The organism is Cupriavidus sp. 01L43 (genome assembly GCF_056399925.1).
In genome coordinates this window covers 523970-540926 of the sequence record NZ_JBFTSH010000001.1, presented here as the reverse complement: position 1 = coordinate 540926, position 16957 = coordinate 523970, and the positions used below count along the sequence as shown (strand labels likewise).

General features: G+C 70.6%; 13 protein-coding genes. 9 read left to right on the top strand and 4 right to left on the bottom strand.

Annotated elements, in window-relative coordinates; all coding sequences use genetic code 11:
• Positions 1 to 57: 57 nt before the first annotated feature.
• Both AC1DP9_RS02655 and AC1DP9_RS02650 read right to left on the bottom strand, forming a co-directional pair.
• Positions 58 to 480 (bottom strand): YXWGXW repeat-containing protein, encoded by a 423-nt coding sequence (locus tag AC1DP9_RS02655; protein WP_477106528.1) that lies wholly within the window; start codon positions 478 to 480, stop codon positions 58 to 60.
• A gap of 139 nt (positions 481 to 619) precedes the next feature.
• Entirely contained in the window at positions 620 to 835 is a 216-nt protein-coding gene (locus AC1DP9_RS02650) for a hypothetical protein (protein WP_092289892.1), read from the bottom strand.
• 92 nt (positions 836 to 927) lie between these two features.
• Between AC1DP9_RS02650 and yfiR the strand changes: the two genes are divergently transcribed.
• Positions 928 to 1533: a regulatory sequestration protein YfiR gene (gene yfiR, locus AC1DP9_RS02645; protein ID WP_477106527.1), complete on the top strand. Its 606-nt coding sequence runs from the start codon at positions 928 to 930 to the stop codon at positions 1531 to 1533.
• The gene (dgcN, locus tag AC1DP9_RS02640; protein ID WP_477106526.1) at positions 1530 to 2768 is read left to right on the top strand and encodes a diguanylate cyclase DgcN/YfiN; all 1239 of its coding nucleotides are present in this window, start codon (positions 1530 to 1532) and stop codon (positions 2766 to 2768) included. The genes yfiR and dgcN overlap by 4 nt, the downstream gene beginning before the upstream one ends.
• A 26-nt stretch (positions 2769 to 2794) precedes the next feature.
• Here dgcN and AC1DP9_RS02635 read toward each other — a convergent pair whose 3' ends face one another.
• Positions 2795 to 3070, bottom strand: coding sequence for a hypothetical protein (locus AC1DP9_RS02635; RefSeq protein ID WP_477106525.1), 276 nt, complete (start codon positions 3068 to 3070; stop codon positions 2795 to 2797).
• A 57-nt stretch (positions 3071 to 3127) separates the two neighbouring features.
• Positions 3128 to 3979, bottom strand: coding sequence for a D-amino acid aminotransferase (locus tag AC1DP9_RS02630; protein WP_092289907.1), 852 nt, complete (start codon positions 3977 to 3979; stop codon positions 3128 to 3130).
• 338 nt (positions 3980 to 4317) lie between these two features.
• Here AC1DP9_RS02630 and bcsB point away from each other — a divergent pair, with 338 nt between their 5' ends.
• Genes bcsB through bcsA form a run of 7 tightly spaced genes read left to right on the top strand, consistent with a single transcriptional unit; the run spans position 4318 to position 16913 of the window.
• Positions 4318 to 6603, top strand: coding sequence for a cellulose biosynthesis cyclic di-GMP-binding regulatory protein BcsB (gene bcsB / locus AC1DP9_RS02625; protein WP_477106524.1), 2286 nt, complete (start codon positions 4318 to 4320; stop codon positions 6601 to 6603).
• Between the two features lies 1 nt (position 6604).
• A complete protein-coding gene (gene bcsZ / locus AC1DP9_RS02620; RefSeq protein ID WP_477106523.1) occupies positions 6605 to 7780 on the top strand; it encodes a cellulose synthase complex periplasmic endoglucanase BcsZ in 1176 nt (391 codons plus the stop codon).
• Positions 7762 to 11577 (top strand): cellulose synthase subunit BcsC-related outer membrane protein, encoded by a 3816-nt coding sequence (locus AC1DP9_RS02615; protein WP_477106522.1) that lies wholly within the window; start codon positions 7762 to 7764, stop codon positions 11575 to 11577. Before bcsZ ends, AC1DP9_RS02615 begins: the two co-directional genes overlap by 19 nt.
• 10 nt (positions 11578 to 11587) lie before the next feature.
• Entirely contained in the window at positions 11588 to 13366 is a 1779-nt protein-coding gene (gene bcsE, locus AC1DP9_RS02610; protein WP_477106521.1) for a cellulose biosynthesis protein BcsE, read from the top strand.
• Positions 13367 to 13372: 6 nt separating this feature from the next.
• Positions 13373 to 13573 (top strand): hypothetical protein, encoded by a 201-nt coding sequence (locus tag AC1DP9_RS02605; RefSeq protein WP_092289928.1) that lies wholly within the window; start codon positions 13373 to 13375, stop codon positions 13571 to 13573.
• A complete protein-coding gene (bcsQ, locus tag AC1DP9_RS02600) occupies positions 13570 to 14343 on the top strand; it encodes a cellulose biosynthesis protein BcsQ (RefSeq protein WP_477106520.1) in 774 nt (257 codons plus the stop codon). Before AC1DP9_RS02605 ends, bcsQ begins: the two co-directional genes overlap by 4 nt.
• On the top strand, positions 14340 to 16913 hold the full coding sequence (bcsA, locus tag AC1DP9_RS02595) for a UDP-forming cellulose synthase catalytic subunit (RefSeq protein ID WP_477106519.1): 2574 nt from the start codon (positions 14340 to 14342) through the stop codon (positions 16911 to 16913). The genes bcsQ and bcsA overlap by 4 nt, the downstream gene beginning before the upstream one ends.
• Positions 16914 to 16957: the final 44 nt, after the last annotated feature.

Here is a 16957-nt window from a genome sequence, read left to right as displayed (position 1 = left end):
GGAAATCCTAGCATGGCGCCCCGCGCGGCAGTTACCGCATGATGAGAAGACCGTGACTCAGCACTCGCCTTTCTTGGCGTGGCCCGGCGGGCAGCCCTTGCCGCCCTTGTCCTTGTGCTTGCCGTGGTCGCCCGGCCCCTGGTTCCAGCGCTCCGGCTGCATCACCCAGCCATTGCTCGCCTCCACCCAGCGCGGCGACTCGTAGACATAGCCAGGCCGGTCCTTGGCCCACTTGCCCTGCTTCCACTTGTGCTTGTGACCGTGGTCGTCCCAGGCCCAGTAGCCGGGCTGCCAGACATAGCCGGGGCGTGGCGCGGGCACGGCCTCGTAGATCGGGGCCGGCGGCGGGGTGCCGATGCCGATATTGATATTGACCTGCGCCATCGCCGCCGGCGTGAACGCCAGGGTGGCGGCAAGCAGCGTGGCGCCCGTCATGGCGCGGACGAGATGGCGTTGGACCTGGTCTTGAAGCCTGGGCATTCCTTCTCCTTCTATCTGTCTTCGGGTTGTCGATGGCAAACAGGCAGCAGCGGGCACGGACCGATGGGGCCCGCCTTGCGAAAGGATATCGGGAAACGAGGTGGCGTGACAGTCACCGGGCACGCCGGATGATCGACCGTCAGTGATCGGCGGCCATCGCCTTGAGCTGGGCGTCGCCGGCCACGCGCGCGGCGTCGGCCGTGGTGAACGTGTCGTCGGACACAATGGTGCGCCGGACCTGCTGGGCGCTGAAGTCCACCAGCGCAATGATCCAGACATAGCGCCCCGCCTGCGGCGCGGTCTGCACGAACGCCTTCACTTGCCCTTTTTGTTGCGATTGGGATTCGGTTGCCATGGTGCCCTCCGTGGACAAACGCGTTCAAACGACTCTAGCACATCCACATGGGCGCGCCCGCTACAGTTTGCCGGCCCGGTGCCGACATCCCAATGGACCCCACCCTACCGGCCCTCACCCCACCCCTGCCCGTGCCGCGCGCCAAGTCTCCGTCCCTCCTGCTGCCCGCCTTGCCGATGCTCGCCGCGCTGCTGCTGGCCACGCCCCGGCTGGCCGCGCACGACCTGGCACCGGCCGCCCCGGCGCTGCCGCGCCCGGAGGCCGTGGCGCGCGTGGTCATGTCCCTGCTCGGCTACGCGCGCTGGCCGGTGGAGCGCGACACCCTGCGGCTCTGCGTGGACCCCGTCGCGCGCTATGCCGGCAAGCTGATGGAGGGCGGCGCGCTCTCCACGGGCCGGCTGGTGGCCACGCGGCAGCTCGATCCGATGGCCAGCAACCCGGCGCCCGACTGCGACGCGCTCTATGTCGGCGCGATGTCCGCCCCGCGTCGCGAGAAGATCTCGGCCGACCTGACCGGCCGCCCGGTACTGATCATCGCCGAGGAAGACTTCGAATGTGACGCCGGCAGCATGTTTTGCCTCAATGTCCGCGAGCGGCAGGTCTCGTTCCGCGTCAACCTCGATGCCCTCGGCCGCAGCGGCATCCACGTCCACCCCGGCGTGCTGCAACTAGGTCGCCGCAAGGCGCCGGCATCATGACCCGCGCCGCCCGGCCGTCGCTCTATGGCACCCTGCGCCGCTTCCACCTGAGCGTGGCGCTGATCGCTGTCTTCACAGCCGGCACCACGCTCACCGGCCTGGGCCTGACCGCGCTGCGCGACTATGCCGACCACAACCTGCGGCTGGTGGCGCGCTCCATCGCCTATACGGTGGAGGCGCCGATCGTGTTCCGCGACGAAGCCGCCGCCGCCGAGACCCTGGCGATGATCGCCGCCAGCGAAGACGTGACCGCGGCCTGGATTTTCGATCGGGACAGCCAGCCGGTGGCCAGCTGGCATCGCCATGGTTCGGCGCGCTTCCCAGACCTGCACCAGTTCGCCCGGGACCTGCTGACCTCGGGCCCGGTGGACCAGCCGGTCTTCCACGAATCCCAGCAGGTGGGCAGCGTGCGCGTGGTCGGCGACCCCGTGGCGCTGCTCCACTTCCTGCTCAAAGGCATGCTCGGGTTGATGGCCTGCCTGCTGCTGACGGCGGTGGGCGCGCACTACCTGTCCAGCCGCATGCTCGTGCACATCATCGATCCGGTGCGCAGCCTGATGCGCGTGGCCCATGCGGTGCGATCCGAACGCGCGTTCGGCCAGCGCGTGCCGCCGGCGCGCATCGACGAACTCAATGCGCTGGGCGAGGATTTCAACGTGCTGCTCGACGAACTGGAGGCCTGGCAGGGACAGTTGCAGCACGAGAACCGCTCGCTGGCACATCGCGCCACGCACGACAGCCTGACCGGCCTGCTGAACCGCGCCGCCTTCACCGAGGCGCTCGACCAGGCCGTGCGCAGCGCGGCGGCGCTGGGCCAGCGCGTGGCCGTGCTCTATCTGGACAGTGACGATTTCAAGGGCATCAACGACCGCCACGGCCATGCCGTGGGGGACACGGTGCTGGTGGGCATCGCCCAGCGCATCCGGGCCTGCCTGCGCGAGACCGACCGCGCGGCCCGGCTGGGCGGCGATGAGTTCGCGGTGCTGCTGGGAACCTTGCGGGAGGCTGACGACGCCGTGCTGACCGCCCAGCGCATCCTGGCGGCGATGACCGAGCCGTTCGGCGTGGCGGGCGGCGCGAGCATCGGGGCGACGCTCAGTATCGGGGTGGCGGTCTATCCGGTGCACGCGCGCGGCGGTACCGCGCTGCTGCATGCGGCGGACGCCGCGATGTACGGCGCCAAGCGCCAGTCCGGCGCCACCTGGCGCTACGCAGAGGCGGTGACGCCGGCCTGAGCCGCACCATCCGCCATCCACAATCCTCAGTCGCCGAACGGGTTCGGCACGGTGGAGACCGGCTCGTCGGTCAGGTCGAACTCGTCCCGGACGTCATCCACGACATTGCGGATGGCGGCTTCGAAGCCGCGTGCATTGCCGAAGCGGGCCATGTCCCAGTTCCGGCCGCGCACATCGCGCGGGTGCGGCTGCGGGTCCGGCACCTGGATGTGTCGGCCTTCGTCGGCAATCTCGTCGATCTGCTGGACCCGCCGGCTCACCTCTTCCATGATGACGCGCCGGCTGTGCTCGCGCTTGGCCATGACTGGCCTCCTCTCGGTGGTTCGTCCGCGGCCATCCTAGCACGGGCACGCCGTGCGTTATAGCGCTGCCTTGGCCGCCTGGTAGGCCGCGTAGAGGCGCTGGAACACCGGGCCGGGCTTGCCGTTGCCGATGGCGCGGCCGTCGAGCGTGACCACCGGCAGCAGCTCCTTGCTGGCCGACGACAGCATGACTTCGTCCGCCGCGAAAACCTCGTCGCGCGAGATGCGGCGCGAGGTGAACGAGATGTCCATGGCGGCGCAGAGTTCCTCCATCAGGCCGTAGCGGATGCCTTCCAGGATCAGGTTGTCCTTCGGCGGGGCCACCACGCGGCCCTGCTGCACCAGCCACACGTTCGACGCCGAGGCCTCGGTGAGCTGGCCGTCGCGGAACTGGATCGCCTCGGTCACGCCGTTGGCGGCGGCTTCCTGCGCAGCCAGCACGTTGCCGAGCAGCGAGGTGGACTTGATCTGGCAGTTCAGCCAGCGGCGGTCTTCCATCGTCACGCAGGCCACGCCCTGCTCCACCGCCGACGCCGGTGGCAGCGCCATCGGGTTGGTCATGATCAGCACGGTCGGCGTGACCGCTTCCTTCGGGAACGCATGTGCCCGCTTCGCCACGCCGCGCGTGACCTGCATGTAGACCATCTGGTCCGACAGGCCGTTGGCCTGGACCACGCGGCCGATCAGCGCGAGCCATTCGGCTTCGGTATAGGGATCGTCGATGCCGATGGCCGCCAGGCTGCGCTTCAAACGCGCCAGATGCTGCGCGCCCCGGAACGGCTTGCCGTTGTAGAGCGGGATCACTTCATAGATGCCGTCGCCAAAGATGAACCCGCGGTCGAGGACGGGAATGCGGGCTTCGGACAACGGGAGCAGGTCCCCGTTCAGGTAGACGATGGCTTCGGACATGGCGCGATGACGGCGATGAGGGTAGGAGATTGTCATTCTTCCACATGGCGCTTCCTCCCCTTATGCAAATTGTGCATCGACGCTGCACCATTTCTCGCCAATCCGCGCCCGTGTGACGCCAAACGCTTGACCCGTTCGCGCAAACGGGAGCCACTGAATTCAATCTTTTGCCCGAATGCGGCGATGTGAATTGAATTCTTTTTAATTCACGATCCACGCCCCGCACCACCTCGTAATTCGCCGAAAACTGCGTGCTATATTCGTCACGCAGTCCCGTGAGCGCGGCGCTTCGGTCTTCTTTGATGGTGCGGCTGCGCCACCTTCACAGGGCACTCGATATGACTCTTCTCGTGTCAGACCTGCGCTGTGGCGGCAAACGGCTCGCCATGCTGTGCATGGCCGCAGGTGCCGCGTCCGCGATGGCGCAAACGCCAGCCCCGGCCCCTGCGGCAACGGCAGCTTCGAGCCCGGCAGCCGCTGCACCGGCCCCGGGCCGCACCCAGGTGCTCACGCTGGCCCAGATGGGCGCCAACCAGCCCATCCCGCTGCGCGGCGTGGACCCCGACCGCACGCTGAACATCGGCGTGCGCCTCGATGAAGTGGTGACGGCCGCCAGGCTCAAGCTGGTCTTCACCTACTCGCCCTCGCTGGTCTATCCGCTCTCCCACCTGAAGATCCGCCTCAACGACGAAGTCGTGGCCACCCTGCCGCTGGAGAAGGAGCAGGCGGGCCAGCAGATCACGCGCGAGATCGACCTCGACCCGCGCTACTTCACGGACTTCAATCGCCTGAACGTGCAGATGATCGCCCACTACACGGTCGATCACTGCGAGGACCCCTACCACTCCAGCCTCTGGGCGGACATCAGCCCGGCCACCACGCTGACGCTGACCAAGCTGCCCGTCACGCTGCCGGACAACCTCGCGCTGCTGCCCGCCCCGTTTTTCGACCGCCGTGACAACAGCCGCGTCACCGTGCCCTTCGTGCTGCCAGCCAATGCCGATGCGGCCACGCTGCAGGCCGCCGGCGTGGTGTCGTCCTGGCTCGGCGCGCTGGCCAGCTATCGGGAGCTGCGCTTCCCGTCACGCAGCCAGCCGCCCGCCGATGCCCACGCCATTGTCTTTGCGATGCCGAACGCGATCCCGGCGGGCCTCCAGTTGCCCGAGATCCAGGGCGCCTCGGTCAGCGTGATGCCGAATCCGTCGAATCCGGCGCGCAAGCTGCTGGTGCTCGCCGGCCGCAATCCGCAGGAACTGCAGGTGGCGGCCAATGCGCTGGTGCTCGGCAAGGCTGCCATGGCGGGCAACCGCGCCGGCGTGCAGTCGGTCGAACTCGGCAAGCCGCGCAAGCCCTACGACGCGCCGGCCTGGGCGCCGGTGGACCGCCCCGTGCTGTTCAAGGAACTCGTCACGGACCCGCAGCAGCTCCAGGTAGGCGGCGCCAGCCCCGAGCCGATCCGGGTGAACCTGCGCGTGCCGGCCGACCTGTACGGCTGGAACGACCGCGCCGTGCCGATGAACGTGAGGTACCGCTACACCGCGCCGTCCACCTACAACGACTCGGTGCTCAGCGTCGATATCAACGAGCAGCTCGTGCGCTCGTACCGGCTCAAGCCGCTGACCGCGCAGAACGACGAGAGCCTGGTCAGCGTGCCGCTGATCTCGGGCGGCAGCGCGTCCGTCAGCAACGAAATCCTGATCCCGGCCTTCCGCGTGGGCAGCAACAACCAGATGCAGTTCCGCTTCCACATGGACTCGCAGAAGACCGGCCTGTGCGCGTCCACGGCGGCCAACGTGGCGCGCGCGGCGGTCGACCCCGATTCGTCGATCGACTTCAGCGGCTTCTCCCACTACGCCGCGCTGCCCAACCTCGCCTTCTTCGCCAACAGCGGCTATCCGTTCACCCGGCTGGCGGACCTGGCCGATACCGCCGTGGTCATGCCGGACGCCCCGAGCGCGCTCGACCAGGAGGCGATGCTGACGCTGCTCGGCCACATGGGCAAGTGGACCGGCCTGCCGGCGCTGCGCGTGGCGGTGGCGCCGGCCAAGGCCATCGACACCGTGAAGGACCGCAACCTGCTGATGGTGGGCACGGGCAGCGCCGGCGAGATCCTGGCGCAGTGGGGCAAGTCCCTGCCGATCCTGGTCCAGCAGGGCCGCACCGAAATCACGCTGCGCGACCAGCGCGGCGGGGCGTGGACCAACTGGCTCAGTGGCGAGGCAGACCACAACGTGTCACCCGCCGGGCGCGCCATCCTCTCGGCCGATGGTCCGCTGGCGGCGCTGATCGGCTTCGAGTCACCGTACGCGGCGCAGCGCAGCGTGGTCGCCGTGACCGCCACCGCGCCGGAGAACGTGCGCGATGTGCTCGATGTGCTCGAGGACGCCGGCAAGGTCGCCCAGATCCGCGGCGACCTCACCGTGGTCCGCCAGCGCGAGGTGGAGGGGCTGCGCCTGGGCGAGCGCTACTACGTCGGCACCCTGCCCTGGTATGCGCGCGTGTGGGTGCGCATGGCGGACCACCCGGCGCTGCTGGCCATCGCCGGCATCGTCGCCGGGCTGCTGGTGGCGCTGACCCTGTTCTGGGCGCTGGGCCGGATCGCGGCACGCCGCAACGGAGGGTGACATGCGGCGTGCGCTGCCCCGCTGGCTCAGGCAGATCGCTCGCGGCATGGTGATGACCACGCTGGCGGGGGCATCGCTCGCCAGCCTGGCGGCCACCTGCCCGTGGCCGGACTGGGATGCCTTCCGGCGCGACACCATCAGCCCGGACGGCCGCGTGGTCGATGCCAGCACCGAGCGCCAGGCCACGGTCTCCGAAGGGCAGGCCTACGCGCTGTTCTTCGCGCTCGTGGCCAACGACCGCGCCACCTTCGACAAACTGCTCGGCTGGACCGAGAACAACCTGGCGCGCGGCGACCTGAGCGCCCACCTGCCCGCGTGGATCTGGGGCAAGCGCGACAGCGGCCCCGAGGCCGGCACCTGGGGCATGATCGACACCAACGCGGCCAGCGACGCCGACCTGTGGATCGCCTACACGCTGCTCGAAGCCGGCCGGCTCTGGCGCGAACGCCGCTTCACGGCGCTGGGCACGCTGGTCGCCCGGCGCGCGCTGCGCGAGGAATCGGCCGTGCTGCCCGGACTGGGCCGCACGCTGCTGCCGGGCCCGGTCGGCTTTCATCCCACCCCGGATAGCTGGCGGCTGAACCCGAGCTACGTGCCGCTGCCGGTGATGCGCCGGCTGGCCGCCGTGCTGACCGAGGACCGCGGCTGGCAGGCCATGGTCGAGAGCGCGGGGCGGCTGATCGTGGACACCGCGCCGCGCGGCTTCTCGCCCGACTGGGTGCTGTATCAGAAAGGCGCCGGCTTCCGGCCCGATACAGACACGCAGGCCACGGGCTCCTATGATTCGATCCGGGTCTACCTGTGGGCCGGCATGACCGCTGCGGGCGACCCGCTGCGCGCCGGTGTGCTGCGTACGTTGCATCCGATGGCCGACTACGTGCTCGCCAACGGCCACCCGCCCGAGCGGGTGGACACGCAGGCGGGCACGTTCGGGCCGAACGCGGGCAATGCGGGCTTCTCGGCGGCCATCGCACCGTTCATGCTGGCGCAGGGCCAGCCGGACGCCGCGCGCACCCAGGCCCAGCGCACGCGCACGCTGGCCGCGCAGTCGCCCCCCGGCTACTACAGTCAGGTGCTGACGCTGTTCGGGCTGGGGCATGTGGATGGCCTGTACCGGTTCGAGGCGGACGGCAAGCTGGTGCCGGCGTGGAACACCGCATGCCCGGCAAGGCGCTAGCTCCCACGCTGTGGCTGCTGCTGGCCAGCGCCGCGCTGCCGGGGGAGGCAGCGGCTGCCGACGCCGCATCGGCCCCAGCCGCCGCCAGCGCCACCACGCGCCGGGAGATGGCGCAGTTGCTGGCATCGGCACGCATGTGGGAGGCACGCAACCGTGCGGACATGGCGCGCGGCGTGCTGGAGAAGGCGTTGTTGATCGATCCGCGCCAACCGGAGGCGCTCAAGATGCTGGGCTTGATCGAAATCCGTTCCAATCGCCCCGCCGAAGCCGACAAGGTGCTGCGGCGCATGCGCGAGGTGGCGCCAGACAGCGCCGCCACGCGCGACCTCGAAGACGCCTACCGCATCGCCACGCGCGACAAGCGCGAGATGGCGCAGGTGCGGCTGCTCGCCCGCAGCGGCAAGTCCGAGGAAGCCGCCACACGGCTGCAGGCGCTGTTCCCGCGCGGCGCGCCGGGCGGCGAGCTGGCGGTGGACTACTACCGCATCCTGGCCGGCACCACCGCCGGCCGCCCGCGCGCGATTGCCGAGTTGCGCCGCCGTGTGAAGCAGGAGCCGGACGATTCGCGCCTCGCGCTGGCGCTGGGCAGCCTGCTGACCGACCGCGAGGCCACCCGGCAGGAAGGGCTCGCCATCCTCTACGACCTCACCCAGCGGCCCGATGGCGACCGCAAGAGCGCGCTCGACATCTGGCGGCGCACGCTGTACAGCGTCAACGAAGATCCGGCCTACTACGTGTGGTTCGAGCGCTACCTCAAGGAAGTGCCCGACGACGAGGCCGCCAGGCAGACGCTCGCCAGCCTCGGCACCCAGCGCGAAGCCCAGCGCAAGCTCGAAGCCGATCCCGCCTGGCAGGCGCGGCAGCGCGGGCTGGCCCAGCTGGAGCGCGGGCAGCTCAACGAGGCCGACATCGCCCTCCAGAAGGCGTACCAGAAGCGCCGGCAGGACGGCGAGGTGGTCGGCGGGCTCGGCCTGGTGCGGCTGCGCGAAGGCCGCCACGATGAAGCCCGCGAACTGTTTTCCCGGGCGATGACGCTCGATCCGGACAATCGCAATAAATGGCGCAGCCTGCGGGACACGGCCACGTTCTGGGGCACCGTGGCGCGTGCGCGCGAGGCCAACGCCCAGGGCAAGCCGGTGCAGGCCGAAGCGCTGGCGCGCGAGGCGCTGGCCCTGCAGCCCGGCAATGAGAACGCGCAGGCGATTCTGGCCGACGCGCTGATCGCCCAGCACAAGGATGCCGAGGCCGAGACGCTGCTGCGCCAGATGCTGGCCCGGCCGAAGCCGGACATGGGCGCGCTGCGCAGCCTCGTCGCCCTGCTCCAGACGCAGCAGCGGCAAGACGAGATCGGCCCGCTGATCGCGGACGCGTCGCGCCGTATGCAGGGCTCCGAGTCTGAATTGCGCGCGCTGCGGGCTGACCTGCTGTCCGTGCAGGCCGACCAGCTCATCGCGCAGAAGAAGCGCAGCCCGGCGCTGCAGCGGCTCGAAGATGCCATCCGGCTGGCGCCCGATGCCGCGTGGACACGCTACACGCTGGCCCGTCTCTATCGCGACCTCAACCTGCCGGTGCTGGGCCGCAGCGTCATGGAAGATGGGGTCGCCGCCGCGCCCACCGCCGAGATGCGCTACGCCACGGCGCTCTATCTCAATGCCGTGGACGACATCGACGCCGCCACAGCCGTGCTGGCGGCGGTGCCCGAGGCCGAACGCAGCGAAGGCATGCGCGGCCTCGCCAGCAACCTCGCGGCGCAAAAGCTGCTGCGTGAGGCACGACTGCGGCTGGCCGAAGGCCGCGATGACGAGGCCCGGGCGCTGCTCGACCAGGCCGCCATCGCGGCGCGCGACGAACCGCACATGCTCGCCTCCATCGGCCGTGAATGGATCGGACTGGGCGAGACCGACAAGGGCCTGCGGCTGGTCAGCGACTGGCTGGCCGCGCACCCCGAGGATCCCCACCTCGACATCCGCCTGCGCTACGGCGAACTGCTGGCCGCCGCCGACCGCGACGACGCGCTGCAGGCGTGGATCGCCGAATCGCGCGCCCTGCCCGGCATCACCGCCGAGCAGCAGGCATCGTTCGACGATCAGTCACTGCGGCTGGCGCTGCGCCGCACCGACCGGCTCATGGCCGACGGCGACCTGACGCGGGCACGGCAGATGCTGTACGCCGTGCCCGAGGCCCAGCAGGCCGACCGCCGCTGGCTGCTGACGCTGGCCGATCTGCGCGAGGCTGGCGGCGACTACTGGGGTGCGGCGGAGGCCGCGCAGGCGGTGCTCGCCAAAGATCCCAAGGATGCCGACGCGCGGCTCACGCTGGCGCGCATGCTCGAACGGCAGGGCAAGGAGGCGCAGGCGCTGGAGATCGTGCGCGCGGTGCTGGCCGATACCCCCGACGACGACATCGACACCCGGCTCTCGGTGGCGCGGCGCTTCACGGCGATGCGGCGCACGGACGAGGCCAGCGCCGTGGTCGACGACCTCGCCCAACGCTACCCGGACCGCGCCGACATCACCGTGCAGCAGGGCCGCATCGCCCAGGCGCGTGGCGACTTCAACGACGCGGCGGCGCACTATCGCACCGCGCAGGGGCTGGAGCAGCGCGAAGGCGTCCTGGCTGGCCCCGAAGGCACGCCGGCCGGCCGCGCCCTGGCCGGGCTGGAGGCGCGCCGCCAGGGCGAGGTGGCGACCGCCGTGATGCAGTCGAACAAATCCGGCGATGCCGGCATCTCGCGGCTGCACGCCACCGAGATCCCGCTGTTCGTGCGCATTCCGCAGGGCTACACCGGCCACATGTTCTTCCATGCGGACACCGTGCTGCTCGACGCCGGCACGCTGCAGGCGAGCAACTTCTCGAAGGCGTCCGAGTTCGGCAAGATCGCCGCGCTCGGCAACACGGGCCTCGGCACCATCGGCCAGACCGACCGTGGCGTGGCGCTGGCCGCCGGCTACGAGTTCGATGGCGCCGACAACAGCTGGCGGGCGGACCTCGGTACCACGCCGCTCGGCTTTACCGAACAGACCGTGGTGGGCGGCTTCCGCTATCGGGCGGATCTGGGCGTCTCGTCCGCCTCCGTCGATGTCTCGCGGCGGGCCGTGACCAGTTCGCTGATCTCCTACGGCGGCGCCACCGACCCCGTCACCGGCGAGACCTGGGGCGGCGTGGTGCGCAACGGCATCCACCTGCGCTACGCGCGTGACATCGGCCGCGTAAGCGTATTCGGCGACGTGGGCGCCGGGCTCTACACCGGCCACAACGTGGTGACGAACCGCGAGTTCACGGTCCGCACCGGCTTGGACCTGCCCGTCTACGCCCAGCGCGACCAGCGCGTGACCAGCGGGCTGGTGCTGAACTACTGGCGCTACAGCGACAACCAGCGCTTCTACTCGTTCGGCCATGGCGGCTACTACAGCCCGCAGCGCTACCTCTCGTTCGGCATCCCGCTCGACTGGACCGGGCGCTACGCGCGCTGGTCGTGGCGGCTGCAGGGCTCGGCCGGCTGGTCGTTCACCTACGAGGACGACGCGCCCTACTTCCCCACCCGTCCCGACCTGCAACAGCTCGCCGGCAATCCGATCTACACGGGCGGTTCGGGCGGCGGTTTCAGCTACACGCTCGGCGCCACGGTGGAATACAGCTTCGCACCGCACTGGGTGGCCGGCGCGGGCTTCCAGATCGACCGCTCGCGCGACTACGCGCCGAACCGGGCGATGGTCTGGCTGCGCTACCTGTTCGATCGTCGCCGCGACCCGGTGCCGTTCCCGCCGAACCCGGTGCGGCCGTACTCGGCCTATTGATGGGGGATCGATGAAGCACACCGACCGCACTGCTGCCCCCGCCATCCCCGCCACGGCCCTGCCGGGCCTGCGCGCGCGCTTCCAGGCGCGCACGGGGCTGGCCATCGACGGCCTGTCGCCGGCGCTGGCCACGCTCACGCCGGCCCGCGCGCATGTGGTCTATGCCGAGCCCTCGCCCGCCCGCGACGCGCTGTTCTGGCAGACCGCCGCCACGGCGCTGCGCGCGCCCGCCACGGTACTCTCCACGCGCGACGCCGCCGACATCGCCGCCCAGCTACGCGCCCATGGGCTCGACATCGACGCCAACCGCGCCCTCCACGGGCGCGCCAACCTGTGCGCCCTGCGCCCGCCCACGGACGCCAGCCGGCCCGCCATCGACGGGTTGATGGAGGCACTCCAGGCGCTGGTGGACCAGTGCGGGGCGCAGGGCAGCATGATGCTGATCGAAGGGGCGGAGGGGTTCTTCGCCTGGCACGATGCCGCGCGGCTGGCTCAGGAAGGCCAGCGCCTGGGCGAATGGTGCGCGCGCCACCGCTGCGCGGTGCTGCTGGTGATGGGGCCGCCGGCGCCGGAGCCGGGCCAGCCGGCGCCAGATCTGCAGGGCTTCCACGGCCGCTTTGCCGGCGCGGTGCAGCTCTCGCAGCAGCAGGGGCAGTACACCTGGGAGGTGGCGTTCTGGCGCGACAACCAGGCCGTGGTGGCAGGCGAGATCGTGCCGCTGCGCTTTGCGCCGCACGAGCACCGGCTGATGGTCGCCGCGCAGACCTTCACCGACACAATCGAGGAAGCCGGCATGCTCGCGCCGGACGAGCAGCGCGTGATCGTCAGCCGCGACGCGGTGCTGCGCGAGCGCTACATCCCCGAGCACTGGCGTGTAGTGGACAGCAACGAAGCCGCCGTGGCCAGCGCCGCCCGCGCGGTGGCGGCCACGGTCCTGCTGCACTACGGCGGCGGGCGCGAACTCGAGGCGCTGGCCGAGCAGGTGCACCGGCTGCGGCGCAGCGCCGGGCGCGCGCTGAAGATTGCCGTGCGCGAGGACAAGGAGGCCATGCGCCAGCACTACGAGCTGCTGATGCTCAACCTCGGCGCCAACCTCGTCATCGCCCAGCGCACGCCGTTCGCCCGGGTGCAGGCCATGATCGAGGGCCTGCAGGGGCAGGTGTTCTCGCGGCCGATTCTTGCCGACTACCGCAACGCACTGTCCGCCGTGCTGACCACCACGACCAGCGGCTACGTGCCGCCCGCCGAGTTCGTCTCGCTGGTGCGCGACGCCGTGGAGCGCAGCCGCATGATCCGGCTGCCCCACGTGCTGCTGCAACTGCCGCTGCTGCCCGAAGTGGCCCATGTGGAGGCGCTGCGCGCCTGCCGCATGAACCGCGCGGGCGATCTCTGCACGGCCGGCAGCGACAGCCTCTACGCCTTCTTCTTCGCCTGCCGCATGGACGACGTGGATGCCGTGTGCCGGCGCGTGTTCCAGCAGCCGCTGGGCGAGCTGTTCCATGGCGACGTGCGCAATGGCGACCTGGAGTCCATCGGCGCCACGCTGGGCCGCTTCGAGGCCGAGATCGCCGAGGTGCCGCCGCCCGACTACAGCAGCTGGCTCGCGCGCCAGCAAGAGGCGCCCCGCCCGGCGCCGATGCCTGACACCACCGCCGCGCTGGTTGCGCATGACGGCGGCGACGCCCCGCCGGTGGCGGAGATCCCCACGCTGCCGTTGCGCGACACCCCGCCCGCGCAGCCGCGTGCCATGCCGCAGCCGCACCCCGTGCCGCTGCTTCGACAGGACTGACGCGACATGTCCATCTTCCTTGGCTACTTCATCTGGGGACTGATTCTGGCGGCGCCGCTGGCGTTCGTGATCTGGCGCTTCGACCTGCTGCGCTGGTTCCCGCAATGGACCACGCCGCGCCCACGCCGCACCGTACGCCTGCCGCCGCAACTGCACGGCATGGTGATTCGCGGCAAGCGCCGCCCGGACCGCGAGCCGCCGCGATGAAGACCATCGCCATCGTCTCCCCCGCCGGCGGCGCCGGACGCACCATGGTGACGGCCTCGCTGGCCTCGCTGCTGGCCGGGCGCGGGCACCCGGTGCTGGCGCTCGAATGCGATCCGCGCAATCTGCTGGGCTACCACTTCGGCCTGCGCGACGCGGCGCGCGCGGGGCTGTCCGGCTGCCTGGCCGACGGATCGCACACCGCGTGGGCGCAGGCCGGGCTGCGCAGCGACGATGGCGTGCTGTTCGTGCCCTGGGGCGAGCAGGACAGCGACGACGATGACATCCAGGCCGGCAAGCTGCTGCGCGCGGGGCCGCACTGGCTGCGCGGGCTGATCGCCCAGGTGGCCATGCCGGCGCACGGCGCGGTGCTGATCGACACGCCGCCCTGGCCCTCGCCGCACGCGGGCCAGGCCATCGCCGCGGCCGACCTCGTGCTGGTGCTGCTGCCGCCGCAGCCCGAAGTCTGCGTCGGGCTGGGCCGGCTGACCGATGCGCTGGCGCGGCGCGGCCACACCGCCTGCTACGTGGCCACGCGACTCCAGCCGGCACGGCGGCTGCATGCCGATATCGTCACGCTGCTGCGCGCCACGCTCGGCAATGCGATGCTGGCCTGCCCCGTGCACGAGGACAGCGGCATTCCGGAAGCCTTCGCGCGCAGCGAGAACTTCTGCCGCAGCGCGCCACACTCGCAGGCTGCGCACGACCTGCAAGGGCTGGCGTCGTGGGTGTCCCACTGGATCGGCGCCCCGCCCCAGGAGCGCGAACGATGAGCGACAAGCCCGCCCGACTCCACCGCTGGCTGGCCGTCGCGCGCGACCGGCTGGCGCGCCACCTTGGCGTCACCGCGCCGGCGCACGGCGGCATCTGGGTGCTGCGCGCCGTGTTCCAGCCGCCCCGCCCCGGCAAGCCCGATATTCCTGCGGAATGGGCCGCGCTGCTGTACCGGCGCGCGCTGGCCCGGCTCGGCATGGGCCGCCGCCGCGACCCCGCCGCGTGGCTGTGGCGGCTGTTCATCCGCCCGCCTCGTCCGCGCTACCGGCTGGCCGCCGACCTCCGCAAGCGTCGCCAGGTTGCCGCGCCGCCGGGGGTCACACCGTTCCGGCGCTGGCTGGACCGCCTGCTCGGGCCGATCTACTACGCGGTGACGCGCATGCGGCGCCGCATTGCCGCGCGGCTGCCCCGCGTGGACTGGGCGCGCGTGGGCGATGGCGTGGAGGCCGTCGCCACGCGCGTGGGCCGCATCCCGTTCGCGGTGCCCACCTCGTTGGTGCTCGCCTGCCTGGCCGGCGCGGTCATCAGCACCACGCCACTGACGTTCTCGAGCCAGCTACTGCTGTTCGCCATCGTCTGGATCGGGTTGATGGTGCTGCGGCGCATTCCCGGCCGGCTGCCGACGCTGGCGATGATGGTGCTCTCCGCGCTGATGGCGGGCCGCTATATCTGGTGGCGCTCCACGCAGACGCTGCAGTTCACCACGGCCACCGAGGCCGCCGTGGGCTACCTCCTCTATGCGGCCGAGGTCTACACCTGGATCGTGCTGGGGCTGGGCTACCTGCAAACGGCGTGGCCGCTGAACCGCCAGCCCAAGGCGCTGCCGGCCGACCCGGAGGCATGGCCGACGGTGGACGTCTACATCCCCACCTACAACGAGTCGCTGGCTGTGCTGCAACCCACCGTGTACGCGGCGCTGAGCATGGACTGGCCGGCGCACAAGCTGCGCGTGTTCATCCTCGACGATGGCCGCCGGCCGGCGATGCGGGAGTTCGCGGCGGCGGCCGGGGTGGGCTACCTCACGCGGGAAGACAATTTCCACGCCAAGGCCGGCAACATCAACAAGGCGCTGGCGAAGACGGACGGCGAGTACATCGCCATCTTCGACTGCGACCACATCCCCACGCGCTCCTTCCTGCAGATGACCATGGGCGAGTTCCTGGCCGACCCGAAGTGCGCGCTGGTGCAGACGCCGCACCACTTCTTCTCGCCAGACCCGTTCGAGCGCAACTTCGACACCTTCCGGCGCGTGCCGAACGAGGGCAGCCTGTTCTATGGCCTGATCCAGGACGGCAACGACTTCTGGAACGCCACCTTCTTCTGCGGCTCCTGCGCGGTCATCAAGCGCGCGCCGCTGCTGGAGATCGGCGGGATTGCCGTGGAGACCGTCACCGAGGACGCCCACACGGCGCTCAAGCTGCACCGGCTCGGCTACAACAGCGCCTACCTGCGCACGGTGCAGGCGGCCGGGCTGGCCACCGAGAGCCTGTCCGGCCATATCGGGCAGCGCATCCGCTGGGCGCGCGGCATGGCGCAGATCTTCCGCATCGACAACCCGCTGCTCGGGCGCGGGCTGCACCTGTTCCAGCGCATCTGCTACAGCAACGCGATGCTGCACTTCTTCTACGGCATTCCCCGGCTGATCTTCCTGACCATGCCGATCGCCTACCTGTACTTCGGCCTGCACGTGATCAACACCTCGGCGCTGCTGATCATGGCCTACGTGCTGCCCTACCTGTTCGTGGCCAACGTGACCAACTCGCGGCTCCAGGGCCGCTACCGCCATTCGTTCTGGGCCGAAGTCTACGAATCGGTGCTGGCCTGGTACATCGTGCTGCCGACCACGGTGGCCTTCATCAACCCGCGCCTGGGCAAGTTCAACGTCACCGCCAAGGGCGGGCAGATTGCCGACGACTACCTCGACTGGACCATCTCCAAGCCCTACCTGGTGCTGCTGGCGCTCAACGTGATCGGGCTGGCGGTTGGCGTCGGCCACCTGCTGTTCGGCAGCACCGACGAGCCGGCCACGGTGCTGATGAACATGGGCTGGGCGCTGGCCAACCTGATCATGCTTGGCGCCGCCGTGGGCGTGGCGCGGGAGGCGCGGCAGGTGCGGGTCTCCCACCGCATTCCGATGCGCGTACCGGCCACGCTGCTGCTGCCGGACGGCGCCACGCTCGCCTGCCGCACCGAGAACTACTCGATGGGCGGCCTCGGCCTGCTGCTGCCGGTGGAGGTGATGCTGGACGAAGGCGCGCGCGTGGGCGTCTGCCTGGCGCGCGGCACGCGCACCTACCACTTCCCCGGCCTGGTCACGCGCAACGTCAACCGCCACCTCGGCGTGCGCATGGAGGGCCTGACCGCCGAGCGCGAGATCGAACTGATCCAGTGCACCTTCGGCCGCGCCGACGCCTGGATCGACTGGCTGGACGACGAACACGCCGACGCCCCGCTGCGCAGCCTCAAGGAGGTGATCGAGATGGGCTACCAGGGCCTGCTGCGCCTCTACGACGCCTGCGCGGAAGCGGTCGACCTGCTGATCGGGCGCCGCCGCCCCCGCCAGCCTTAATTCATCACGCCGGCCATCACGCCGCAGGAGCCGAACCACACATC